Source organism: Actibacterium sp. EMB200-NS6, from assembly GCF_001305615.1.
In the GTDB taxonomy this organism is placed as follows: Bacteria; Pseudomonadota; Alphaproteobacteria; order Rhodobacterales; family Rhodobacteraceae; genus Actibacterium_A; species Actibacterium_A naphthalenivorans.
This window is the reverse complement of the sequence record NZ_CP010869.1, coordinates 1,146,763-1,169,796: the sequence shown is the minus strand read 5'-3', so window position 1 is coordinate 1,169,796 and position 23,034 is coordinate 1,146,763. Positions and strand designations below refer to the sequence as shown.

23 protein-coding genes are annotated in these 23,034 nt (G+C 63.8%); 9 read left to right on the top strand and 14 right to left on the bottom strand.

All coding sequences use genetic code 11. From position 1 onward, the window contains the following. Position 1: 1 nt before the first annotated feature. Genes pcaH through pcaD form a run of 3 tightly spaced genes read right to left on the bottom strand, consistent with a single transcriptional unit; the run spans position 2 to position 1,896 of the window. Entirely contained in the window at positions 2-730 is a 729-nt protein-coding gene (pcaH, locus tag TQ29_RS05785; RefSeq protein WP_054538389.1) for a protocatechuate 3,4-dioxygenase subunit beta, read from the bottom strand. Continuing rightward, positions 723-1,109, bottom strand: a complete 387-nt coding sequence (gene pcaC, locus TQ29_RS05780; RefSeq protein ID WP_054538388.1) for a 4-carboxymuconolactone decarboxylase — start codon at positions 1,107-1,109, stop codon at positions 723-725. Before pcaC ends, pcaH begins: the two co-directional genes overlap by 8 nt. Continuing rightward, positions 1,102-1,896 (bottom strand): 3-oxoadipate enol-lactonase, encoded by a 795-nt coding sequence (pcaD, locus tag TQ29_RS05775; RefSeq protein ID WP_054538387.1) that lies wholly within the window; start codon positions 1,894-1,896, stop codon positions 1,102-1,104. The genes pcaC and pcaD overlap by 8 nt, the downstream gene beginning before the upstream one ends. A gap of 87 nt (positions 1,897-1,983) precedes the next feature. Here pcaD and pcaQ point away from each other — a divergent pair, with 87 nt between their 5' ends. Continuing rightward, entirely contained in the window at positions 1,984-2,892 is a 909-nt protein-coding gene (gene pcaQ, locus TQ29_RS05770; RefSeq protein ID WP_054538386.1) for a pca operon transcription factor PcaQ, read from the top strand. Here pcaQ and TQ29_RS05765 read toward each other — a convergent pair. Together TQ29_RS05765 and TQ29_RS05760 are read right to left on the bottom strand one after the other, a co-directional pair. Then, positions 2,889-4,001: an MFS transporter gene (locus tag TQ29_RS05765; RefSeq protein ID WP_157445521.1), complete on the bottom strand. Its 1,113-nt coding sequence runs from the start codon at positions 3,999-4,001 to the stop codon at positions 2,889-2,891. The two genes, pcaQ and TQ29_RS05765, sit on opposite strands and share 4 nt — an antisense overlap. Beyond that, positions 3,998-5,020: a CaiB/BaiF CoA-transferase family protein gene (locus TQ29_RS05760; protein ID WP_054538384.1), complete on the bottom strand. Its 1,023-nt coding sequence runs from the start codon at positions 5,018-5,020 to the stop codon at positions 3,998-4,000. The genes TQ29_RS05765 and TQ29_RS05760 overlap by 4 nt, the downstream gene beginning before the upstream one ends. Before the next feature lie 100 nt (positions 5,021-5,120). On the opposite strand from TQ29_RS05760, the gene TQ29_RS20230 reads away from it, so the two are divergent. The 7 genes from TQ29_RS20230 to TQ29_RS05725 are packed head-to-tail and all read left to right on the top strand — an operon-like array spanning position 5,121 to position 11,831. Then, a complete protein-coding gene (locus TQ29_RS20230; RefSeq protein WP_082386545.1) occupies positions 5,121-5,543 on the top strand; it encodes a Zn-ribbon domain-containing OB-fold protein in 423 nt (140 codons plus the stop codon). Then, on the top strand, positions 5,540-6,673 hold the full coding sequence (locus TQ29_RS05750) for a thiolase family protein (protein WP_054538382.1): 1,134 nt from the start codon (positions 5,540-5,542) through the stop codon (positions 6,671-6,673). Before TQ29_RS20230 ends, TQ29_RS05750 begins: the two co-directional genes overlap by 4 nt. A gap of 12 nt (positions 6,674-6,685) precedes the next feature. Next, positions 6,686-7,012 carry a hypothetical protein gene (locus TQ29_RS05745; RefSeq protein WP_054538381.1) on the top strand — a complete coding sequence of 109 codons (327 nt, stop codon included), beginning with the start codon at positions 6,686-6,688 and terminating at the stop codon, positions 7,010-7,012. Positions 7,013-7,066: 54 nt separating this feature from the next. Continuing rightward, positions 7,067-8,392: a Rieske 2Fe-2S domain-containing protein gene (locus TQ29_RS05740; RefSeq protein ID WP_054538380.1), complete on the top strand. Its 1,326-nt coding sequence runs from the start codon at positions 7,067-7,069 to the stop codon at positions 8,390-8,392. Continuing rightward, positions 8,389-9,630 (top strand): CaiB/BaiF CoA-transferase family protein, encoded by a 1,242-nt coding sequence (locus TQ29_RS05735; protein WP_054538379.1) that lies wholly within the window; start codon positions 8,389-8,391, stop codon positions 9,628-9,630. Before TQ29_RS05740 ends, TQ29_RS05735 begins: the two co-directional genes overlap by 4 nt. Further along, positions 9,627-10,820, top strand: a complete 1,194-nt coding sequence (locus TQ29_RS05730) for a CaiB/BaiF CoA-transferase family protein (RefSeq protein WP_054538378.1) — start codon at positions 9,627-9,629, stop codon at positions 10,818-10,820. The genes TQ29_RS05735 and TQ29_RS05730 overlap by 4 nt, the downstream gene beginning before the upstream one ends. 57 nt (positions 10,821-10,877) lie before the next feature. After that, positions 10,878-11,831, top strand: a complete 954-nt coding sequence (locus tag TQ29_RS05725) for a PDR/VanB family oxidoreductase (RefSeq protein WP_054538377.1) — start codon at positions 10,878-10,880, stop codon at positions 11,829-11,831. A gap of 81 nt (positions 11,832-11,912) precedes the next feature. Here the strand turns inward: TQ29_RS05725 and TQ29_RS05720 are convergent, their stop codons facing one another. From TQ29_RS05720 to TQ29_RS05700, 5 genes are all read right to left on the bottom strand, one after another. Next, positions 11,913-13,220 carry an NAD(P)/FAD-dependent oxidoreductase gene (locus TQ29_RS05720; protein WP_054538376.1) on the bottom strand — a complete coding sequence of 436 codons (1,308 nt, stop codon included), beginning with the start codon at positions 13,218-13,220 and terminating at the stop codon, positions 11,913-11,915. Between the two features lie 26 nt (positions 13,221-13,246). Beyond that, positions 13,247-14,545, bottom strand: a complete 1,299-nt coding sequence (locus TQ29_RS05715) for an NAD(P)/FAD-dependent oxidoreductase (protein ID WP_054538375.1) — start codon at positions 14,543-14,545, stop codon at positions 13,247-13,249. Between the two features lie 9 nt (positions 14,546-14,554). After that, a complete protein-coding gene (locus TQ29_RS05710) occupies positions 14,555-15,712 on the bottom strand; it encodes a CaiB/BaiF CoA-transferase family protein (protein ID WP_054538374.1) in 1,158 nt (385 codons plus the stop codon). A gap of 13 nt (positions 15,713-15,725) precedes the next feature. Then, positions 15,726-16,880, bottom strand: coding sequence for an acyl-CoA dehydrogenase family protein (locus TQ29_RS05705; protein ID WP_054538373.1), 1,155 nt, complete (start codon positions 16,878-16,880; stop codon positions 15,726-15,728). Between the two features lie 102 nt (positions 16,881-16,982). After that, on the bottom strand, positions 16,983-17,705 hold the full coding sequence (locus TQ29_RS05700) for a FadR/GntR family transcriptional regulator (protein ID WP_052071210.1): 723 nt from the start codon (positions 17,703-17,705) through the stop codon (positions 16,983-16,985). Between the two features lie 136 nt (positions 17,706-17,841). Here TQ29_RS05700 and TQ29_RS05695 point away from each other — a divergent pair, with 136 nt between their 5' ends. After that, positions 17,842-19,212, top strand: a complete 1,371-nt coding sequence (locus tag TQ29_RS05695; protein WP_054538372.1) for a hypothetical protein — start codon at positions 17,842-17,844, stop codon at positions 19,210-19,212. On the opposite strand, the gene TQ29_RS05690 is transcribed toward TQ29_RS05695, so the two are convergent. The 4 genes from TQ29_RS05690 to dctP all read right to left on the bottom strand — a co-directional run bounded on the left by TQ29_RS05690 (position 19,209) and on the right by dctP (position 22,964). Further along, a complete protein-coding gene (locus TQ29_RS05690; protein WP_162231812.1) occupies positions 19,209-19,940 on the bottom strand; it encodes a FadR/GntR family transcriptional regulator in 732 nt (243 codons plus the stop codon). The genes TQ29_RS05695 and TQ29_RS05690 overlap by 4 nt on opposite strands. Before the next feature lie 118 nt (positions 19,941-20,058). Further along, on the bottom strand, positions 20,059-21,366 hold the full coding sequence (locus TQ29_RS05685) for a TRAP transporter large permease (RefSeq protein ID WP_054538370.1): 1,308 nt from the start codon (positions 21,364-21,366) through the stop codon (positions 20,059-20,061). Between the two features lie 4 nt (positions 21,367-21,370). Then, entirely contained in the window at positions 21,371-21,853 is a 483-nt protein-coding gene (locus TQ29_RS05680) for a TRAP transporter small permease (RefSeq protein ID WP_162231811.1), read from the bottom strand. 58 nt (positions 21,854-21,911) lie between these two features. After that, on the bottom strand, positions 21,912-22,964 hold the full coding sequence (gene dctP / locus TQ29_RS05675; RefSeq protein WP_054538368.1) for a TRAP transporter substrate-binding protein DctP: 1,053 nt from the start codon (positions 22,962-22,964) through the stop codon (positions 21,912-21,914). Between the last annotated feature and the right edge of the window lie 70 nt (positions 22,965-23,034).

Below are 23,034 nucleotides of genomic sequence, written 5' to 3'. Positions count from 1 at the left end.
CTTACATCCCTTCCAGCTTGTTCTCGAACATGGTCTGGCGGCGACCGCGCAGAACGATGTCGAATTTGTAGGCGAGGAAATCGAGCGGCCGTGAGCGGTTGATATCCAGCGGCGCGACCAGGCTTTCAAGCTGCCCGCGATCCTTGATCGTCGCGGCGATCGGGCAGCGGTCGATCAGCGGATCGCCCTCGAAATACATCTGGCTGATCAGGCGCTGGCCAAAGCTGTTGCCAAAGATCGAGACGTGGATGTGCATCGGGCGCCAGTCGTTGCCGCGGTTGGGCCACGGATAGGCACCGGGGCGGACGGTCAGGAATTCGTAATAGCCGTTCTCATCAGTGATTGTGCGCCCGCAGCCGCCGAAATTCGGGTCGAGCGGGGCAAGGTATCCGTCTTTCTTGTGGCGATACCGACCGCCGGCGTTGGCCTGCCATATCTCGATCAACGTATTGGGCACGGGGCGGGCGTTTTCATCCAGCACCCGACCGTGCATCAGCACGCGTTCGCCCACGGCAGGGGCCTTGCCGCCGGTCCAGTTCAGGATCAGGTTGTTGTCCAGCGGTCCGATCAGACCGTGGCCAAAACGCGGCCCGGTTTCCTCGCCCGGCGTGGATTCCATCGAGATCAGCGGCAGCCGCGGCGAGCGCGCGACGCTGGTCTTATAGTCGGGGTCATAGGCAACGGGATGGATTTCCCGGTTGCGCGGGATCAATGGGCCCAGATTAGTCATCGGTAGCCTCCTCCATTTCAGCATAGGTTTGCTTGGCAATCTTCAGCGCGTGGTTGGCGCGCGGCACACCGGCGTAGATGGCGACATGCTGAAACGCCTCGAGCACATCGCGCTTGCTGGCGCCGGTGTTGGCGGTGGCGCGGACGTGCATCGCGATTTCCTCGAAGTTTCCGGTTGCGGCCAGCAGCGCCAGGGTCAGCATCGACCGCTCGCGCAGGCTGATGCCGTCGCTGGCCCAGACCGTGCCCCAGGCACCTTCGGTGATGAGGGTCTGAAACGGTTCGTCGAACGGGGTCTTGGCGGCCTCGGCCCGGTCGACATGGGCATCCCCCAGAACCGAGCGGCGCACCTTCATGCCATTTGCGATACGGTCAGACATAGTCGTGCTTCTCCAGAAAGGCCGTGATCAGCTCGGCGGTTTCCTTGGGGCGCTCCACGCAGGGCAGATGCCCCGCCCCCGCGATCACATGAAACTCTGCACCCGGTATCAGATCGGCGGTGGCCTGAACGATTTCGGGTGGGCTGGCGCCATCCTCGGCGCCGACGATGGCCAGAACGGGCAGCCGCAGCTTGCGCGTCTCATCGGTCAGATCCGCGCCGGCAATGGCCGCGCAGCAGCCGATATAGCCCTCGGCCGGGGTACGGGTCAGCATGTTGCGCCACGCGGCCAGGGGGCCTTTCTCCTGCGACCGGAACTCCGGGCCGAACCAGCGCTCCAGGATCGGATCGGCCAGGGCGGCGATTCCGCCGGCGGCCACCGCATCCATCCGCGCCTGCCACATCTCGGCGCTGCCCATCTTGGCCGCCGTATCCATCAGCACAAGCGCCGACACCAGATCCGGCCGGCGCGCGGCCAGCATCTGGCCAATCATTCCGCCGATCGAAAGCCCCACGAAAACCGCACCACGGATCCCTTGCGCATCAAGCAGCGCCGCGGCGTCATCGGCCAGATCTTCCATGCGGTAGGGCGGCGGCGGCGTGTCGCTGAGGCCATGACCCCGCAGATCGAACCGGTGAAACCGAAGGGATTGCGGCAGCAGCGGCAGCAGAGCGTCCCACACCCGCAGGTCGGTGCCCAGAGAGTTGGCGAACACCACAGGCCTGCCATTCTCGGCGCCCTGAACGGCGATGTGAAACACCGCATCGTTATGCGTAATGGTCTGCATAGAATCCTCCTCGACGCCTTGAATAAGTGGATTTCCTCCTCCCGACAAATATCTATAGTGACCTGACCAATAACCCTCAGGATATACATGGACCCTCGCATCCGTCTGCGCCATATTCGCTGCTTCCTGGAAACGGCCCGGCTGAACAGCGTGTCCGCCGCCGCCGAAAGCCTGCATATCAGCCAGCCCGCCGCCTCGAAAACCCTGCGGGAACTGGAGGAGGCCCTGGGCACCTCCCTGTTTGACCGTAGCGGGCGCCGCATGGTGACAAATCGTGCCGGCAAGCTGTTTCAGCAACACGCCGGCGCTGCCATGCTGGCGCTTTCGCGGGCCGAGAGCAGCGTGCGCAAGGGCGCGCAGGAAAGCACGCAGCTGGCGGTGGGCGTGCTGCCCTCGGTCGCGTCCGAGGTGTTTCCGCTGGCCGCGATGAAATTCCGCGCGCAGAACCCGCATTGCATCCTGCGGGTGATGACCGGCCCGAACTGGCTGCTGCTGACCCAGCTGCGCGAGGGGGCGCTGGATATGGTCGTGGGGCGGATGGCCCCGACCGAAGATATGGCGGGCCTGTCGTTCCGGCATCTTTATTCCGACCGCGTGGTGCTGGCCGTGCGCCCGGGGCATCCGCTGATCGGCCAGCCCATCACGCCCGAAACACTGGCGAACCATCCGTTGATGCTGCCCCCCAGGGGCGCGCTGATCGGGCCTGTGGTGCGGGATTTCCTGCTCAGCATCGGTGCGCAGGGCCTGACGCCAGCCTATCAGAACGTGTCGCTCGCCTTTGGCCGCAGGATATTGCAGATGTCGGATTGCGTCTGGTTCATCTCGCGCGGGGTGGTGATCCATGAAATCAGCACCGGGCAACTGGCCGAAATCACTCTGCCCACCGAAATTCTGGCCGGCCCCGTGGGGCTGAGCCTGCGCGACAACACCGTCATGTCGGACGCGCACCACGGCATGGCCGACGCTCTGCGCGAAGTCGCTGATAGCGCGCGCTAGCGCGCCCGCCGCGCGCCCAGCAGGATCGCCCCCGCACCCCCTGCCGCAAGAGCCAGCGCCAGGCCCAGCGCCTCCCATCCCAGATGGTCCAGCAACGCCCCGGCGAAGGGCACCCCCAGAAACGCAATCACGCCGCCGCATTGGGCCATCACGCCCAGGGTGCGGGCCGAGGCATGTTCGCCGGGCGCGGCCACCAGAACCGACGCGAGCGTCGCAGAGGAGCTGACCCCGCAGGCAAAGGCATAGAGAAACAGCGCCGCCAGGCTGCCGTGGGAAAACATCCAGAACGCGCCGAGGGCGGCCATCGCGAACCCCACGACCGCCAGTGCCGGCCCGTTTTCACGCCGCAGAACCGGCAGCAAGGCGGCGGTGGCGAAGCTGCCCAACGGCACCATCAGCGGCACAAGGCCCGATCCGGCAAGCCCCGTTTCCTGTGCGAAGGCGGGCAGGAAAGAGAAAAACCCCATGGATAGAAAGACGTAGAGGCCGAAGGCCACCGCCAGCGACCACGCGACATCGCCCCATCTGGCGACATCGGCCTGAACCGTGCGGATGGGCGCGACCCCGCGCACCGCCAGCACGGGCAAAGACAGCAGCGCGACCGGCACGGCGAAAACGGCCAGCTGCGCCCCCATCGGCATCTGCGCAGGCAGAGCGCCCGCCAGGGCTGCGGCGGCCGCGAACCCCACCGGCACCACGCTGCCCCACAGCGCCATGAACATCGGCCGGGCTGATCCGATCGGCGCATTGGCCAGCCATGCCGGGGCGGCGACGGCGGCCAGAACATAGCCCGCCCCCTCGATCAGCCGCGCGACCATCATGCCCGCAGGCCCCAGCGGCAAGACAAACAGCCCCGCCCCCGCCACGATCAAAAGCACCGCCGCCCGCAGGCATGGCAGCAGCCCGATCCGCACCAGGGGCCGCCCCAGAAACGCGGCAAAAATCGCCACGAACAATGTTATCACCGAGGTCAGCAGCCCGCTGAAGGCCAGCCCGGTTCCGTAATTGTCGGCGATACGCACCGCGTAGGGGGCGATCTTTCCCAACTCCAGCCCGGTGGCATAGCCGAACGCCAGCACAAGGCAGGCGTCAAGGAGCGGGCGGCTCACGATTTGGGCGCCCAAGGGGTTATGCGCGGGGCCGGGCCGGGCTGGGTGACGCCGCCCGCCGTGGTGAAGCACCCCGCCATCTGCGGGTGGTTCTGCGCCTCGTCCATGTTCAGAACCGGGGTGACGCAGGCATCGACATCGGCAAACAGCGCCACCCAGTGATCGAAATCGCGGGTCAGGAAGGTTTGGCGCAGAACCTCGGCCATCTCGGGCCAAAGCGCGCGGTCGCCCTGCCCGGCGATGAACCGCGCGTCCAGGCCCAGGGTGCGGATCATGGTGGCGAAAAAGACCGGCTCCAGCGCCGCCACCGCCATATAGCGCCCGTCGCGGGTTTCATACACACGGTAGAACGGCGCGCCGCCATCCACCGCGTTGTTTTCGCGCCCCTCATGCCAGGCGCCCTGCGCCCGCTTGCCGTGGATGAAACTGGCCAGATGGGTGGTACCATGGATCATCGCGGCGTCCACCACCTGCCCCTGCCCCGTGCTCTGCGCCCGCCAGATCGCGCATATCAGGCCAAAGGCCAGATACATACCGCCGCCGCCGAAATCGCTGATCAGGTTGAGCGGTGGCATCGGCGGGCGACCCTCTTCGCCCATCAGGCTGAGCAGCCCGGTCAGGCCCAGATAATTGAGGTCATGCCCGGCCAGATGCGCCATCGGGCCGGTCTGGCCCCAGCCGGTCATGCGGCCATAAACCAGACGCGGGTTCAGCGGCAAAAGGTCGTCGGGGCCCAGCCCCAGGCTTTCCATCTTGCCCGGGCGGAACCCTTCGATCACCGCATCGGCCCCGCGGATCAGATCGCGCGCGGCAGCCAAGCCTTCGGGGGTTTTCAGATCAAGCGGCACATCGCGGCGCCCGCGGTTCAGAAACGTGCCAGACCCGGGATTCGGCGCCGATGATCCAGGGCGGGTAATTCGCGTAACCGACACCCCCATATCCGCCAGAGCCATCGCGGCGAACGGCCCCGGCCCCAACCCGGAAAACTCAACGATATGCAGGTTTTCAAGCGGTTTCATGCTGTCAACTCCCCCGCTTTCGGATGGCTGGACTTGTTATTGATCTAATGGTCTGACCATTATATACAGGACCGCAGGAAGTCAAACAGACACGGCATCGATGAGTACAGCACAAAGACCCATTCCCGCACCCAGCGCCGAGACGAGGCCATTTTGGGAAGGCGCAAAGGCTGGCACGCTGACGCTTGCCAGATGCCGCGATTGTGGCCGCATCCCCTATCCGCCGCGCCCGCGTTGCCCTGATTGCCTGTCGGACAGGCTGGAATGGATCGACATGTCAGGCAAGGCCTTCCTTAGGGGCTGGACCGACGTTCACCTGCCCGCCCTGCCGGGGCGCGAAGGCCCGATCTGCATCGTCGAATGCGCCCTGGCCGAAGACCCGCGCACCGTGATCGCCATGCTCGACGAAACCGGCTCGGTGCACGGCCACGCGCCCGACACGCCGCTGACGATTTCGATGCGCATGGATTCCAATGGCTGGGGATACCCGCAGGCCACTGTCGATACGCAGGCCACGTCATGAGCCAGGACATCGTTATTTCCGGGTTCGGCTCTTCGGCGGTCGAACGCAAATCCGACCGCGGCATCATCGCCTTCGCGCAGGACGCCATTCTTGCCGCGCTTGCGGACGCCGGGCTGAGCCGTGACGATATCGACGGCTATATCGGCGCGCCGTTTGCCACCAATGCCGGCTCACCCCATGCCGAAGGCGGGGACGAGGTTTCGGTCAAGACCATGGCGGCGGCGATGGGGTTCAAGGGGCTGCGCTATGGCACCGACCTTTACCGCCGCTATCCCGCCGATATGGTCGCCAGCGCTGCCCACGCGCTGATCGCGGGCGATTGCCGCTATATCGTCGGCCTCCGCGCGCTCTATAACCTTCAGGGCATCAACTATGCGACGGCCGATGTGCCGGTGGCCTATGGCAATGACCAGTTCATCAAGCCCTTCGCCTATAACATTGCCGGGGCCCGCTTCGCCGCCCGCGCGCAACGTTACATGGCCCAGCACGGCATCAGCCGCGATGATCTTTACGAGGTCGTGGCGCTGGCCCGCCGCCATGCCGCCCTGAACCCCGATGCCATCTGGAAGGACCGCACGGTCACCCGTGACGCCTATCTGGACGCGCAGATGATCGCGACGCCGCATTGCCTGTTCGATTGCGACATGCCGGTTTGCGGGGCCGCGGCATTTATAATGTGCCGGGCCGAGGATCTGCCCGCAGGTGCCACCCCGGCCTATGTGTCCGGCTGGGCCGGGTTTCAGAACCCGAAAACGGTTTTTGACATGAGCGGGCTTAGCACCGCCGATGTCACGCAGGCGCAGCTTTATGACGGGTTCTCGTCGATGGTCTACGAGTGGCTCGAAGGGTTCGGATTTTGTGCCGAGGGCACAGCGCCCGCCTTCATCCGCGACGGTCGCGCCAATCTGGATGGCGACCTGCCCCTGAACACCTTTGGCGGCAGTTTGGGTGAGGGGCGCATGCACGGCATGGGCCACCTGCGCGAGGCCTATCTGCAAACCGCAGGCAAGGCGGGCGCGCGTCAGGGCGCGAAATCGGGGCCCTGCCTGGTGCAGATCGGCCCGTTCGACGACTCGGCCTTCGTGATGCTCACGCCCGAGCCGCGGCGCCGCACATCCCCGACGTTATGAGGAGGTAACACTATGAAACTGAAAGAGTATCTTTCAATTCCTTACATCATTCAGGCGCAACCCTATGAAGTCAGCGAAGGCGAATGGGTGCGCCGTCTGGCCTATCCAGAGCTGGGTGACTTCGTGGCCGAAGGCCAGGACGTTGAGCAGGTCTACCTAGAAATCGAGCGCCTGCGCTACGCCGAGATCGTCAAGCGTCTGAAGGCCGGCGATCCGCCGCCCGTGCCCCGCGCCCCGCTCGAAACAGCCGATCCGGCCTGGTGGGCCGCGTTCCTGGGCATTTCCGATCTGGTCGACGGGCTTCTGGACAAGGACGCCACGGAACTGGCCAGCGCCTGACCCCTTCCCGGCGCCGAGGAGGCGGCCGAACCAACAAACTGAGAGGAGAAACACATGCTTTCCAAAGAAGACAATGAAACCCTGGTCCGGGTTGGCCCCGGCACCACGATGGGCGACCTGTTCCGCAACTACTGGATCCCCTTCTTTGCCTCGAAGGATCTGGAAAAGGATGCCCAGCCGCAGACCGTGAAACTGCTGGGCGAGACCCTGATCGTTTTTCGCGACAGCGAAGACAATGTTGGCCTTGTTGACAATGTCTGCCCGCACCGCGGCGCGCCGCTGATCTATGGCCGGAACGAAGATTGCGGCCTGCGCTGCGTCTACCACGGCTGGAAATTCGACACCAAAGGCAACGTCACCGACATGCCCGCCGAGCCCGTACGCTCGCGCCTCAAAGAGCGCGTCAAGATCAAGTCCTATCCCTGCGTCGAGCGTAACGGCGTGGTCTGGACCTATATGGGCAAGGAAGACGAGGCCAGCCGCCCGCCGCTGCCCAATTTCGAATGGAACATGGTTCCCGAGGAAAACGTGGTCGTCACCTTCCGCGTTCAGGAATGCAACTGGTTGCAGGCGCTCGAAGGCGAGATCGACTCCGCCCACGCGCCGATCCTGCATGGCCGTATCGACGGCAGCGGCTACATCAACGATTGGGTTGCCGCCCGCGATCTGCGCCCGACGTTTGAATCCGTCCGTCAGGATTTCGGCATGTCCATCGCGTCGCGCCGCGTCGTTGACGAGGACAACCTGTACTGGCGTGTGAACCAGTTCGTCATGCCCTTCTACAGCATGGTCCCGCCGCAGGCCGGCGAGTTCCACGAACTGTCGGGCCATGCCTGGGTGCCGATGGATGACGAGAACTCGATCTGCCTGATGTTCTCTTACCGCCCGGTCGAGCCGCTGCATCCGAAATCGATCAAGGTCTTCAACGAAGGCTACAAGGGCCGTGACGGTGGGCATCATTCGAAAGATTCCCACGACAACCAGGGCCCCGAGGTTCCTTTCGGCCGCTACGTTTCGAAATTCCGCCGCGAAACCGGCTACCATTTCGACTATGAGCTGCAGAAGACCCAGTGGTTCTCGGGTCTGCCGGGCCTGTGGGTGCAGGATGCCGCCTGTCAGTCCGGGGTTGCCCAGGTCTATGACCGCAGCAAGGAAAACCTCTGCACCTCCGATACCGGCATCGCCATGACCCGCCGGATGCTGCTGGAAGTGGCAGGCGCCTTTGCCGAGACGGGTGAACTTCCCGACCGGTTCGACGATCCCGATCTCTACATGGTGCGCGCCGTTTCGCTGACCCTTCCCAAGGAAGAAAAGTGGACTGAATCCGGCAGCGAACACATGAAGGCCGAGATTGGCAAGGACTTCGGTTACGCCCTATGAGCAAGGATACAGTGAATTCCGGCGGCGCACTCCAGGGGGTGCGCGTGCTGGAGGTCTCCTCGCTGTCCGGCGCGGTCTGCGGGCGTGTGCTCGCGGACCTTGGGGCCGAGGTGATCAAGCTCGAGCCGCCGGGCGGTGAAAAGGCGCGTTTTGACGCGCCTTTGATCCCGACGGCGAATGGCGAGGAAAGCGCAAGCTGGCTGGCCTACAACTTCGGCAAGAAAAGCGTTGTGGCCGAGCTGGACAGCGACGCCGGCGTTGCGGATTTCGCCTGTCTGGCGAAGACGGCCGACATCATCGTGACGGATTTCCAGCGCCTGTCGCTGGCTGACATGGACCGGCTGGAAGCCATAGCCCGCAAGGCCAACCCCGCCGTGATCTGGACCGAGATCCTGCCGTTCGGCCGCGGCCATGAATATGAAGACATGCCCGCCACCGACACGACGCTGCAGGCGTTGGGCGGCCACCTCTACCTGAACGGCGAGGTCGATCGCCCGCCGGTTCGCGTCGGCCTGCCCGTTGGCCTGATCCAGGCCGGGGCCGAGGCGAGCAACGCGGCGCTGATGGCCTATTACCATGCCCTGCGCACTGGCGAAGGCCAGCGTGTGGACGTTTCGGTGCAGGAAGTGGTGATCTGGACCCTGCTCAACACCACCATGGCCTGGCAAATCCTGTCGCTGAACGAAATGCGCGGCGGCGCCATCCGCAAGGAACGCGCCAACCGGTTCTACACCCGCCTCGTCTGGCCCTGCCAGGATGGCTATGTCGTGTTTGGCCCGGTGGGCGGCGGCGGCGGCTCGGCGCGGATGAAATCCTATGCCGCACTGCTGAAATGGATGGCCGAAGAGGGGGTGACCGACGAAATCCTCACCCGCCACGACTGGAACGGCGACGGCCAGTTCGCGATCCCGCAAGAGGATTACGATGCGGTGACCGAGGTGATCAAAGGCTTCATCGAGACCAAGACCTCGGGTGATCTGATCGCGCGCGCGGTGCGCGACCGTATCCTGATGGCCCCGATCAACTCGATCAAGGACATCCACGAGAACGTCCAGTTCCGCGACCGCGGCCTGTTCAAACCGCTGCATGACGAAGCGCGGGGCCTGGATATCGAACTGCCCGCCAACTGGGTGCGCATGTCGGAAACCGGCCTGGCGGAAATGTCCCCGGCCCCGGCCGTGGGCGCCGATACGGACGCCCTGCTGGCCGACGTGAGCAAGGTAAAGGAGGCGTCATGACCAAAGGTATCTTCGAGGGCCTGAAGGTGGCCGATTTCACCTGGGCCGCCGCCGGCCCGATCGCCACCAAGCAACTGGCCGACAACGGCGCGACCGTGGTCAAGATCGAAAGCTTCAGGCATCCGGATTCGATCCGCCTGGGCGGGCCGTTCATCGATGACAAGCCGGGGATCAACCGTTCCGGCTTCTTCGCCGATTTCCACAGCTCGAAGCTGGGTATCGGTGTCGACATGAACCACGCCGAAGCGCTGGAGATCATCCGCCCCCTGATCGAATGGGCCGATATCGTCGCCGAAAGCTTCCGCCCCGGGATCATGAAGAAATGGGGTCTGGATTACGACAGCCTGCGCAAGATCAATCCGCGCATCATCATGCTGTCATCGTCGCTTTATGGTGCCGATGGCCCGTGGTCGCAGCACCCCGGCTATGGCGCGCAGGGCGCGGCGCTTGCAGGTATCCAGCACATGACCGGCTGGCCCGACATGCCGCCGGCCGTGCCCAAGGGCGCCTATTCGGATTCGGTCTCGCCCCGCTACGCGCTTGCGGCCCTGACCGCGGCCCTGATCCATCGCGAGAAGACCGGCGAAGGCCAGTATGTCGAGATGAGCCAGATCGAGGCCACCGCGCAACTGGTCGCCCCGCAACTGCTTGATCTGCAGGTGACAGGCACCGAGGCGCAGCGTGCCGGCAACTTCAAACCCGGGGCCATCCTGCACGGCGTCTATCCCTGCGCGGGCGAGGAACGCTGGATCACGCTCGAATGCGAAGACGAAACGCAGTGGGAGGCGCTGGCCGCGCTTCTGAACGATGCCGAGGGGCTCAACGCTGCACGGGCCCAGGGGCGCGACGCCCTTGACAGCCGCGTGGCGCAGCTGACGGCACCGGTGGACGCCTTCGAGCTGATGAAAGCCTGCCGCGCAGCCGGGGTTCCCGCCGGCGTGGCCTACAAGGGCTCGGACCTGCTGGAAGACCCGATCCTGGAGGCGCGCGATCACTTCTGGCCGCTGCATCACGAAGAGATGGGCACGTTGAAATACAACGGCCCCGCCTATCGCCACAACAAGACCCCGGCCAAACTGCGTTCCGCCTCGCCGCGCCTTGGGGAACACACTGATCAGGTGCTGACAGAGATCCTGGGCTTCACCGCCGACGATCTGGCCAGTTTCCGCGACAGGGGTCTGTTGCAGTAACCCGGCGACTGCCCCCGGCGTGATGCGCCGGGGGCCAAGGACAAGAGGAGGAGAACCATGTCCGCCAAGGAAATTCCCGTCCGGGTCTCTCAGATCCGCTATGAGGCAGCGACGATCGTGTCGGTCGAGGTCACGCCGACGGATGGCACCACCCTGCCCGCTTTCGACGCTGGCGCGCATATCGACCTGATCCTGAAGGACGATCTGCGCCGCAGCTATTCGCTGTATAAACCCTATACCGATGGCAAGAGCTATTCGGTTGCGGTGCACAAGGACCCCGACAGCCGTGGGGGATCGAAATACATCCACGACACGCTGCGCGTGGGGCAGAAGATCAAGATCTCGACGCCCAAGAACAATTTTCCGCTGAAGGAAGATGCCGAAAAGTCGATCTTCATCGCGGGGGGCATCGGCATCACGCCCATGGTGTGCATGCTGACGCGCCTGGCCGAGCTGGGCAAACCGTGGGAGCTGCACTACGGCGCGCGCAGCCGCGCGAACGCGGCGTTTCTGGACGCCATCGCCGCCATCGCCGACAGCGGCACCGTGATCACCCATTTCGACGATGAAAAGGGCGGCGCGCTGATGGATCTGGCCGCGATCTTCGCGTCGGCCCCGAACGCGCATTTCTATTGCTGCGGCCCCGAGCCGATGCTGGCGGCCTATGAAAAGGCCGGCCGCGCGGTGGATCGCAGCCAGGTGCATGTCGAATACTTCTCGGCCACCGAAGAGGCCGCTTTGGAAGGCGGATACGAGGTCGTGCTTGAGCAATCGGGCATGGTGCTGGAGATCCCGGCTGGCAAGTCCATCCTGGATGTGTTGATCGAAAACGGCGTGTCCGTGCCCTTTGCCTGTAACGACGGAGTGTGCGGCACCTGCGAAACCCGCGTGCTGGAAGGCCGCCCCGATCATCGGGATTCCATCCTGACCGACGAGGAGCGCGCCGCCTGTGATACCATGATGGTGTGCTGCTCCGGGTCGAAAACGCCGAGGCTGGTGCTGGATCTCTGATCCAAATCCGGGCATGAACATCAAAAGGCCGGCGAGCATATGCTCACCGGCCTTTTTCTATGGCAGTTGATCGTCTCGGGCTTAGGACGGCTTCCCCATCAGGGTATTTGCGGCGCGCTCCCCGCTGAGCACGGCGGCCTCCACCCCGGCGTGGGCAAAGTAATCGCCCGCCAGACAGATGCCTTCGGGCATTTCCGCATGCAAAGAATTCAGCGTGCGGTAATGACCGGGTGACGCGATCGACAGGCCACGGCGATAACGGAAAAGCTCGACAAAATCGGGATCGGGGGCCTTTCCGAACACCTCGGTCACGGCCGATACGGCCTCGGCCCTGATCTCGTCATCGCTCATGTTGCTCAGCGGGGGGGTGTAGAAATAGACGCCCACGGCCTCGCCTCCGGGCGGCACGGCATCCGGGTGGCGTCGGCTTTGCAGCACACAGGCGCCCCAGTCGCGCAGCTTGGTCGCGGGCAACGCCACGCTGACAGGGGAATCCGGCCACGGGTTCTTTTTGTAGCAGACCTGAACATGGGCGTATTCGCTATAGAGGCACTCTTTCAGCTTGGTCTCGGATTCGGCCGGGATCAGCCCGCGCAGCAGCTTGGCGGCCACGCCCGGCTCGCAGGATACCACGATCTTGTCGACATCGACGCTCTGGCCATTGGCCGTCACACGATAGCCCTGCCCCTGACGGGCAATCGCCTCGACCGGGCTGGACAGGTGCAGGCTCAGCCCGGTGCTGCCCTCGACCAGCCAATCACTGATCTGACCCATCCCCTTGGGCGGGACGGCCAGCGCAAGCTTGTAGAACTGCTGGATGATCGTCTTGAACATCGACATCGACAGCCAGTGCAGCGGCACCGCGTAAAGAAACCCCATATAGGGATAAGTGATGTAGTTGGTGCCCTTCTTGCCCAGCACCCGTTCGGACCACGCCTCGAGCGTGTCGCTTTCATCATCAAATTTCGCCAGCTTTTCCCCGTCGAAACAGTCCCCCGCCCCTTTGGACAGAAGCTGTTTCAAAACGCCCCAGGCAATGCGAATGCGATCGCCCCAGTTAAAGACCGGCATCTTGAGAAAACTCAGAACCTGATCGAAATCAACCGTGTAGCGTTTGCCATCCGCGTCGATGATATGCGTCTTGGCGTCCCAGCCGACAAGCTCGTCGTATTTGCCAAGCTCCTTGATCACCGCATTCGTGCGCGGATAGATGCCCCCCATGAGAAACAAGGCGCCAGAGCCCAGATTGAATCCCTCTTTTTGCACCTGACTGGTGCGCCCGCCGACGTGGTCCTGCGCTTCGAACAGATGCACCTCATGCCCCGCTTTGCAGAGTTTGTACGCGGCGGTACAACCGGCTGGCCCGCCCCCGATCACAGCTACCTTCATGGCAGTCTCCCTTGAATTTTACCGGCTCAGCCCCTCAACCGGGCCAGTGGATAGGTTTTGAAAATCTGCTCCACCACCAGCCGCGCGGTTTCCGAACAGGATGCGGTGCCGCCTTGGCCATAGGGTTTGACCCCGTCGCCCACGTTCCACAGATTGGCAACCGGGGTTTCGTTCGGCAGGTCATAACCGGTGATCGCCCGCTGGGCGGGCCAGTCATGGGCGGTCACGTCGATCGCCTTGACCATGCTGTCGTCGAAGCCGGGGAAATAATCGCGGATATCGTCTAGCAGCAGCTTTTTCTCGGCCGCCTCGTCGAACGCGCCCGTCGCCGGACGCGGGACCGAGGCCGCGCTGTACAAATACCAACCCGGCGGACAGCGGCGCAGCGAAGGCTCCGAGAAGTTGGCGGCATACACCATGCGCCGGGTCTTGGCGTAGAGCGCCAGCCCCTGAAAGCTTGCCAAAGGCTTTTGCGCCGCGAAATGCACGGTGATGATGGCGGCAGGGTCGGTCTTGTCCGCGACATCCTGGGCATAGCCCTCGGGGAAGGCATCCGCACCGGACATCTTCACCGTCGCCAGCGGCCCGGCATTGCTGATCGCAAGCTTGGTGGACACGCTGACCGCTTCGCCATCACGCGCGATCTCGGCGCCATTGACCCTCTTTTCGTTGTCAAAGGTCAGGCGTTTGACTGTGGCATTCAACCAAACCTCACCCCCATTGGCCGTGACCACATCCGCCATCGGCTCCCACACCTTGATGGTGCCCCCGCGCGGCAGGCCGATCTGCTTATAGGCCGACCCTTCGGTGAAATAGAGCAAGAATACATCCGCCGGGAACTCGTCAGCGGTGGCTGCGAACATTGCACCGATGACATTGTCGACCAGATCGTGAATCGTCTTGCTGCGGGTAAATTTGTTCAGCCACTCACGGGTGGACTGACCAGGCTTCGGGCGAATTGCCGGAATGACCCGGGTCAGAAATTTCAACAGGCCCGGCACCTTATCGCGCGCGAATGCTGGCAGCCCGCTGTCCATCGCGATTTCGCGCTTGCCCCAGATCAGAGAGGTTTCGGGCTTGGCGATATACAGATCCATCGATTTGCCGATGTGCTGAAGCGTCAGATCGACCATGCCGCCGCGCTCGATCACCAGCGCCCCGGTGTTGAGCAGGAAGCCGTCCACATCCCGTGTCGACGCCCGCCCGCCGATCCGGTCCAGCGCCTCGACCACCAGCACCTTGTAACCGGCATGCGCCAGCCGGGCGGCGGCACTTATGCCGCCAGCGCCCGAGCCGATGACGATCGCGTCAAATTGGGTTGTCATAAGCTTCCTTTACGTAGATTTCACAAGCGTCGCGTCTACAGAGGCCGCATTGATTTCCCGCTGCAGCCGCGCCCGCGCACCATCCAGCTCTGGCACCCGGTCACGCGCGCGCACATCGCAACCCGACATCTGGAACGGCGGGTTGAACACCTGATAGCTGGCCCCGGCGTCGCCGATCGTCTGCAACAACCCGCGGTCGCCCAGCGCCGGGTCGGCCATGGCCTCGGCCACGGTGCGGTAGCGCGCGCAGGGCACGCCGGCCTCCAACATCAGCCGTTCACAGTCCGCCGCACTGCGGGTGGCGGTCCAGCCCTCGATATGGCGCATGATCTCGGCCCAGTTGGCCTCGCGCCCTGCCGCGCTGGCAAAGCGTTCATCCGCGATCCAGTCGGGCCCGCCCAGCAGCACGCCCAGACAGTCAAAGTTCTTCTGGCTCAGCGGCGCGGCAATGACAAAACCATCACTTGCCTTAAGCGGCCCATAGACGTGGCGCGCGCGCGGCTGTGGGGCCTGTGCCTCCTGGCATTCATAGACCATCATCGACAAGATGCTGTCCATCAGCGCCACGTCGATTTGCTGCCCCGCCCCGGTTTTCTCGCGCTGATAGAGCGCCGCCTGAACCGCGCCAAAGGCATAGACGCCGGCCATGACGTCGGCCACGAACATGCCGGTGGGCGCGGGGCGGTCCGCATCGGGCGAGAAGCCCATCAACGCCAGATCATAGCCGCTGGCGGCATGGATCATCGGGGCATAGGCGGGCTGTTTCGCGGCACGCCCCTCTTGCCCGAAGCCAGAGATCGAACAGAAAATCAGCCGCGGATTGGTCGCGCACAAGGTCTCATAGCCCAGCCCCAGCCGCTCCATCACCCCGGGGCGATAGTTTTCGACCACCACATCGGCCGTGGCGATCAGATCGCGTACCAGCGCCAGGTCGTCGGGGTCTTTCAGGTCGGCGGCAAGGCTGTGTTTGCCGCAGTTGAGATGCCCGAAATAGCGGCTTTTGCCATCCTCCATCGGCGGGCGGCCCCGCATCGTATCGCCGGTGGGTGGCTCGACCTTGATCACCTCGGCACCCATATCGGCGAACATCCGGGTACAGAAAGGCCCCGCCATGACCAGCGTGAAATCAATCACGCGCAGCGGGCGGTCGGCGGGTTCGTCCGTCATTCCCCCGACCCGCTCAATCAGCCATCATCGCGCGCGAGATGACGATGCGCTGGATCTGGCTGGTGCCCTCGTAGATCTGGGTCACCTTGGCGTCGCGCATCAGCCGCTCGATCCCGGTTTCCACCAGATAGCCCGCGCCGCCGAAGACCTGCACGGCATCCGTCGTCACCTTCATCGCCGTGTCGCTGCAAAACGCCTTGGCCACCGAGGCCATTTCGGGCAGTTGCGCCGTTTCCCCGGCATCGGCCATGGCCGTGACCTTGTAGAGCAGGGCCCGCGCCGCTTCGATCTGGATCCGCATGTCGGCCAGCAGGAAGCCGACGCCCTGATGGTGCCCGATCGGCTTGCCGAACTGTACCCGCTCCTTGGCATAGGCCAGCGCCATATCCAGGGCGCCCTGCGCCACACCAAGGGCCGAGGCCGCGACGGTCGGGCGGTTGTAGTTCAGACAGGTCATGGCGTTCTTGAACCCCCTGCCCTCCTCGCCCACCAACGTATCGGCAGGCACCCGCAGGTCGTCGAAGAACAGATCGACGCTCTTGATCCCGCGCAGGCCCATCTTCCTGGGGCTCTTGCCAATGGTAAGACCGGGGGTGCCGGATTCAACGATGAAGGTCGAAATCCCGTCACCGCCCTTACCCTCGGACGTGCGGGCGTAGATCATGAAATACTTCGCCTTGTCGCCCTTGGTGATATAGGTTTTCTGCCCGTTGATGACCCAGTCGTCCCCGTCACGCCGGGCAGTTGTCTTGATCCCCGAAACGTCCGAGCCGGTGCCCGGTTCGGTCATCGCCACGGCCGAACAGATCGTGCCGGTGGCGACATCGGGCAGGTATTTCTGGCGCTGCTCTTCGGTTCCGAAATGCAGCAGCGGCAGCACGACGGCAAAATCCGAGCTGCCCACCAGATGCGACACCGAGAACGAGGCACGGGCGATTTCCTCTTTGGCGACGCAGGTCATGGTCAGGCTGCCGCCGGGGCCGCCATAGGCCTCGGGCACCTGGATCTGCATCAGGCCGAAATCCCCCAGCAGCTTCTCGACGTGCTCGGGCATCGCGTCCTCTTCGTCGATTTTCTGGGCGATGGGCGCGAATTCCTTCTGCGCGAGCTTGCGCACCTCGCTCCGGAACATTTCCAACTCGGCGGTCTGGTCGTGTGAATCAAGCATGTGCGCTCCTCCCCTTTAAGAAAGGATTAAAGGTACTACCTTTTTGCGTCAAGCGTAAGAAACCCACCCCTCCCTCGGCGCATGCCAGAAAGCGGCCCTCCCCTACCAGAGGTTGGTGTGAACCCGTGTCATATGCGCCCGTAACTCGATCTTCGCGGCCTCAATCTCTCCGGCTTTCAACAGCTTAAGGAAAATCTCACGCGAAGAAATCAGGGTCTGCGCCGACATGTCGGACACGCGATAGCGCAGGAATGTCTGCACGAGCTCGGTCTGGGAATCGACCGTAAAGATGATCGCGCTGTTCCCGGTGAGCGCCGCCAGCTCATGATAGAAAAGGTATGCGCATTTGATTCTGTGCGGGATATCTCCCGACAACGTGGCCTTCTTCGTATCTTCGATCACCGCCTCGAGGCCCGAGAAATCCGGTTGCACGCCGTCCTTGAAGGCGTGGTCGATGACCATCTCGAGGATCATGATCCGCGCCTCGAACAAATCCTTGAGTGAGATGGCATTGAGCGTGATCAGATCGCTTAGCGCCTGGGTGATCCGGCTTGCCGCGCCCTCCTGAATGAACGCGCCGCCCTTCACCCCCTTGCGCAGCGCCACGACCCCGGCAATCTCCAGGCTGCGCAATGCTTCGCGCACCACATTGCGGCTGACGCCAAGCTGCGCGGCCAGATCCCGCTCGGGTGGCAGCTTGTCGCCCGGCGTCAGTTCGCCACGCAACAGCTTTTCGCGCACACGTTCGCACACCAGTTCAAAGGTCCGGTGGGATTGGACAGGCTTGAACGCGACATCCAGATTGTCTTCTTCTTTTACAGGCACAGCGCTGCCCCTTCGGCTCTGTTCACTTCATTTCTTACCAAGTCTCCCGGCTCCATTCCAGAACTCAGCCCAAACTTGGCATTGTTCAAATCGCCACAGTTGGTAGAACCAATGCGAAATACCCGGAGTCCACCGCGTGCCCCTGACCACCTTGATATCGGCACTATCCATTTTCGCGGCGGCGGTGCTGTCGCTGTTCGAGATCCTGACGGGCAATCCCCAATGGGCCGTCGCCGCCATGGCGCTGGTTGCCTTCTATATCCTGCTGGGCCTGCGGAAAACCGGCCTTGCCGCGCGGGTGATGCTGGGGGCGGCTGTCGCGGCCACCGCCGCATATCTGATCCTCGGCCGGGCGCCGGGCGCGCTGACCGGGGTCGCCAGCCGCGCGGCCTATCTGCCGGCGCTGATCACCGTGCTGCTGCCCCTGCGCATTTCGGCTATGGGCAGCGCAATGGTCGATCAGGCCGGGCGTTTCGTGGTGCATCAACCCCCGGCCCGTCGCTTTGCGCTGTTGGCCACCGGCGGCCATGTCTTCGGTGTTCTCCTGAACATCGGCGGACTCATGCTGTTGTTGCATGTGGCCCTGCGCGGGCCGTTGGGCAACCCGGACGAGCGGGTCGCGCAGATTCAGATCCGCCGGATCACGAACGCCGTTCTGCGCGGATTTGGCGCGAACATTTTCTGGTCGCCGCTGGGGCTGGGCCTCAACCTGCTGCTGACGCTGGTGCCGGCGCTGAGCTGGACAGAGTTCCTGCCCTATGGCCTGACCGCGAGCGCCGTTTTCATGAGCCTCGGCTGGATTTTCGACCGGCTGCAAAGTCCCACCGGTCGCCAGTCGCACCCCAAGGACACCCCCGGGCGCCCTTGGGGATTGCTGGGTTTGCTGGCGGTTCTGGCGGCCATCAGCGGCGGCGCCTCGGCGCTGGAAACCGCATTCGGCCTGCCGCTGCGCGGCGCGATCCTGATGATCGTGCCGGTGTTTGCCATCGGCTGGGCCGCGATTGCGCGCCCCACGGGGCTTTCCCCGCAGCGGGCCATCGCGGCTCTGGGCGTTCAAACCCTGCGACAGGGCCCGGTGGCGGTCAACGAGATCGCCATCATCGCTTCGGCCGGCTATCTCGGCCTGGTGATCGCTCTGTTGATCCCGAACGAGGCCGTCGTCCAGTTCGCCCTGCTCACGGGGCTGGAGGGCGCGCGGCTGGCCTGCGTTCTGAGCCTGCTGATTTTCGTCACATCCATCGCCGGTCTCAACCCGATGATCGCCGCCACCGTCTGCGTCAGCGCCATCGTCTCGGCCCAGATCGCGATCGACCCGCCGCTTCTGCTGCTCTCGGCACTGACCGGATGGGCCCTGGCGCTGATCGTGTCGCCCGCGACATCGACCGTCGCCATCACGTCGTCGGCGGCGCATCAGACACCGGCCACCATCGGGCTGCGGTGGAACGGCCTGTTCTGCCTGGGCACGCTGGCCGTGGCGATCATCAGTTTTCTGGTGTTCTGGCCCTAGGCCTCTGCGCCGGGCGCCGCGTTTTGCGACAGTATATAACTGTGCAGGCGCTGCATGTGGTCCACCATTTCGGCAATCGCGGCGTCAACGTCGCGCTCCCTCAGATGGCCCAGGAATTTGGCGCGTGAGGCGGCCACATCCCAGCTCCTGTCCGGCCCGATCTTGCGGATGTAATACACCAAAGGCTCGGTAAACGCGCTCATGACCACGGAAATGGCACGGTTCTTCGTGGCCAGGGCCAGAAGATGATAGAACTCCTGCGTCAGGCGGGTCCGCTCATCGCTGCTGATCCCCGCGCCGGCGGCGCGCAGCTCGGCGATATTGGCCTCGATGGCGGCGAAATCCTCTTCGGTGCCGCGCTCGCAGGCCAGGCGAATGATTTCACGCTGCAGGATGACACGCGCCTCGGTATAATCTTCCAAAGACAACCCGCCCAGAGACAGCAGGTCTTCCATCGTCTGGGTGATCGGCTTGATGTCGCCCTGCATCACGACGGCCCCGCCCTTGACCCCCTTCTGCAGCGACAGAACACCGCCGATTTCCAGGGTGCGAAACGCCTCGCGCACGGTCGAACGGCTGACTTCGAACTGTTCGGCCAGCTCACGCTCGGAGGGAAGCTTGTCTCCCGCCGACAATGTGCCGGACTGGATTTCGCGGCGAATCTGATCGCAGATCTCTTCGAACGCGCGTTTGGTGCGAACCGGCTTGAACGCTTGCTTGTCTGACACGCCACAGATTCCTTGCAAATAGATCGGGCCATTCAATCTTTATGTTTTCTGTCTCCTTTGCAACCGTCAGCGCCGGGCCTGCGCGGCAACGGCCCCCTGCCGCGCAGGCGCCATGACGTCAATCGAACAGGGTCGATGGCAGCCAGGTGACGATCTCGGGCACGAAAATGATCAGCGCACCCAGAAGGACCGGTGCCAGAACGAAGGGCAGAACGCTTTGATAGAGGCGCATCAAGGACATCGTCGGCAGCTGGCTTTGCATCACGAAGATATTCATGCCCACCGGCGGGGTGATCATGCCGGTCTCGATCATGATCACCAGAAAGACACCGTACCAGATCGGATCGAACCCGGCCTGTTCGATCAGTGGCAGCAGGATCGGCACGGTGATCAGGATCATGCCGAACGCCTCCAGAAAGCAGCCCAGAATCAGATAGAACAGACCGATCAGAAGCAACAGCACGATGGGGTTCAGGTTCAGCCCCTCGACCACGCCCACCAGCCCCTGCGGGATCTGGGTAAGCACCACGAAATAGGTGAAGATGTGGGCTGCACAAAGGATGACGAACAGCATCGCCGTGGTGCGGATCGTCTCGAAGATCCCGTCGCGAGTGTCGGCCCAGCCGAGCCGCCGGGTGATCACCCCCAGAAACCAGGCCCCGAAGGCGCCGACGGCGGCGGCCTCGGTCGCGGTCAGGATGCCGGCATAAAGCCCGCCGATCACCACGATGAACAACAGCACGATTTCCCACACCTGCCAGATGGAGCGGAACCGGGCGAGGAACCCCCTACGTTCCTCTTGCTCGGGGGCCCATTCGGGCGATATCCGCACCAGGATCACCACGATCAGGATATAGAGAAGGCACAGCAGCAGGCCCGGGATCAGGCTGGCGGCATAGAGGCGCGGCACCGATTGCTCGGCGATCATGGCAAAGACCACCAGCGCGATCGAGGGCGGGATCAGGATGCCCAGCGTGCCCCCCGCCGCGATGCTGCCGGCCGACAGACGGTCGTCATAATTGGCCGCGCGCATCGATGGCACCGCGACCCGGGTCATTGTCGCCGCTGTGGCGATCGACGAACCGCTGACCGCGCCGAAGCCCGCGCTGGCGCCCAGCGTCGCATAGGCCTGCGAGCCGCGCAGCCCCGCGAAAAGATCATGCGCCGTGGAATAAAGCCGCCCCGACATGCCCGAGCGCACGGCCAGATCGCCCATCAGCACGAACAGGGGCAACTGCGACAGCGTATAGTTGGTGGCGATGTCATAAGGCACCTGCCCGGTGACCAGCAGCGCGCTTTGCGTGCCATTGATCAGCGCATAGCCGACAAAGCCGACCAGCCCCATGGCCACGGCCACCGGGACCCGCAAAAACACAAGGGCGATTAGCACCAGCATGCCAAGCTGGCCGATCATCTGAACGCTCATTGGATCAGTCCTTTTGAATTCTGGCGTCGTGGCTGGGCCACAGCAGCACGGCTATTGCGGCCAGCACGGCCATGAACGAGCCCGCCAGGATCGGCAGCCAGATGAACCAGACGGGGATGCCCGTCTCGAATTTCGCATCTCCGAATACGATCGCATCGCGAAACGGGGCCACGATCGCGATGGCGATCAGCAACGCAAAGGCCAGCGTCAGCACCCGCCCGAACAGGATGACGACCCGCAGCACGGGCGTCGGCAGCGCGAAATCGATCAGATCGATGCGGATGTTGCCCTCGGTCCGGAAGATCTCGGGCACGCTGAGATAGATCACGAAGGCCAGGCAGGTTTCCACGATGTCATAGACACCGCTCACGGGCCGCCCGGTCAGCGCGCCCAGGATCACGTCATACAGGGTCACCCCGATGATGGCGAACATCGCCAGCGCGGCACCGATCTGCATGACCCGGTTGATTTTGGTCAGAAGCAACATGATTTTCTCCGGCATGACAACGGCCCGCAGAGTGCTTCCCCGCAGGCCGTGCCTGCCCCTAGCGATAGGCGGCCGCTGCAACATCCAGCGCGTTCAGAAACTCGGTGGCATCCAGGCCTTTGGCGTCCAACGCCTGGGCCGTATCGGCGCGCAGCTTTGCCGACATCTCGGCGAAGGCTGCGGTATCGGCCTCGGACAGGCTTTTCACGACCAGCCCCTGCCCCATCAGTTCGTCACGGACTTCGACCTCGGCACGGGCCAGAACGCGGCCCCATTCCCCCTGCCCTTGCGGGCCGAAGTGCTTGTCGAAGGCGGGTTTGAGATCGGCGGGGATCTTGTCATAGGCCTTCTGGTTCATCACCACGGCAAAGGTCATGCCACCCGAGGCCAGCTCGATCACATATTTCGCGCTGTCCATAAGCTTGAACGAGCGGATACCCGCATAGCCGGTCAGGATGCCATCAACGGCGCCCCGCGCCAGGGCCTCGGACATTTCGGTCGAGGGCACGAAGGTCGGGACAGCGCCGAGCGCCTCCAGCGTTTTCGAATGGGCCGGGCCGGGGTGGCGGATGCGCTTGTTCTTCAGCTCGTCCAGCCCGGTGATCTCTTCCTTGGTCAGGATGATCGGGTTGGGCAGAACGGCGATGTTCAGCAGCTTGACGCCGGCCAGCTCTTTTTTCAGGTGGCTGTCGGCCAGATCCAGAACCGCGGCAGAGGCAGGCGCGGCAACATCAACGCCAACACCGGTGTCGACCACACCGGCCATGTCCAGCAGTTCCATCTTGGGGAAGCGGCCCGGCGTGAGGCCCAGCAGCGCGACCGAGATATCGGCCACACCCTTGCGCACCAGATCGAACTGGCGCGGGGCCGGGCCCATCTGGCTGGCCTCGAACAGTTCGAGATCCAGTTTCCCGTCGGTTTCGGCATCGAGCTGCTCTTCGATCACGCGGAACAGCTTGTTCAGGTCACTGCTGGGCGGGGTGAAGATCGAGACCGACAGGGTTGTCTTGTCGTCAGCCGCGAAGGCCGCGCCGCCCAGAATGATGCCGGCGCAAAACGCGACGGCGGCCAGAACGCGCGCCGGGGCCCGCAGCAGTTTGTTCGTGAGCATTTCCAATACCTCCCTCATATGGAAATCAAAAATTCAACGGGCGGCGCACCTCCCAGTGCGCCGCCCGCTT

Bases quoted from the DNA above. Each gene is read 5' to 3' on its own strand.
- pcaH (WP_054538389.1), bottom strand. From the start codon at position 730: ATGACTAATCTGGGCCCATTGATCCCGCGCAACCGGGAAATCCATCCC.
- pcaC (WP_054538388.1), bottom strand. From the start codon at position 1,109: ATGTCTGACCGTATCGCAAATGGCATGAAGGTGCGCCGCTCGGTTCTG.
- pcaD (WP_054538387.1), bottom strand. From the start codon at position 1,896: ATGCAGACCATTACGCATAACGATGCGGTGTTTCACATCGCCGTTCAG.
- pcaQ (WP_054538386.1), top strand. From the start codon at position 1,984: ATGGACCCTCGCATCCGTCTGCGCCATATTCGCTGCTTCCTGGAAACG.
- TQ29_RS05760 (WP_054538384.1), bottom strand. From the start codon at position 5,020: ATGAAACCGCTTGAAAACCTGCATATCGTTGAGTTTTCCGGGTTGGGG.
- TQ29_RS20230 (WP_082386545.1), top strand. From the start codon at position 5,121: ATGAGTACAGCACAAAGACCCATTCCCGCACCCAGCGCCGAGACGAGG.
- TQ29_RS05750 (WP_054538382.1), top strand. From the start codon at position 5,540: ATGAGCCAGGACATCGTTATTTCCGGGTTCGGCTCTTCGGCGGTCGAA.
- TQ29_RS05745 (WP_054538381.1), top strand. From the start codon at position 6,686: ATGAAACTGAAAGAGTATCTTTCAATTCCTTACATCATTCAGGCGCAA.
- TQ29_RS05740 (WP_054538380.1), top strand. From the start codon at position 7,067: ATGCTTTCCAAAGAAGACAATGAAACCCTGGTCCGGGTTGGCCCCGGC.
- TQ29_RS05735 (WP_054538379.1), top strand. From the start codon at position 8,389: ATGAGCAAGGATACAGTGAATTCCGGCGGCGCACTCCAGGGGGTGCGC.
- TQ29_RS05730 (WP_054538378.1), top strand. From the start codon at position 9,627: ATGACCAAAGGTATCTTCGAGGGCCTGAAGGTGGCCGATTTCACCTGG.
- TQ29_RS05725 (WP_054538377.1), top strand. From the start codon at position 10,878: ATGTCCGCCAAGGAAATTCCCGTCCGGGTCTCTCAGATCCGCTATGAG.
- TQ29_RS05720 (WP_054538376.1), bottom strand. From the start codon at position 13,220: ATGAAGGTAGCTGTGATCGGGGGCGGGCCAGCCGGTTGTACCGCCGCG.
- TQ29_RS05715 (WP_054538375.1), bottom strand. From the start codon at position 14,545: ATGACAACCCAATTTGACGCGATCGTCATCGGCTCGGGCGCTGGCGGC.
- TQ29_RS05710 (WP_054538374.1), bottom strand. From the start codon at position 15,712: ATGACGGACGAACCCGCCGACCGCCCGCTGCGCGTGATTGATTTCACG.
- TQ29_RS05705 (WP_054538373.1), bottom strand. From the start codon at position 16,880: ATGCTTGATTCACACGACCAGACCGCCGAGTTGGAAATGTTCCGGAGC.
- TQ29_RS05685 (WP_054538370.1), bottom strand. From the start codon at position 21,366: ATGAGCGTTCAGATGATCGGCCAGCTTGGCATGCTGGTGCTAATCGCC.
- TQ29_RS05680 (WP_162231811.1), bottom strand. From the start codon at position 21,853: ATGTTGCTTCTGACCAAAATCAACCGGGTCATGCAGATCGGTGCCGCG.
- dctP (WP_054538368.1), bottom strand. From the start codon at position 22,964: ATGCTCACGAACAAACTGCTGCGGGCCCCGGCGCGCGTTCTGGCCGCC.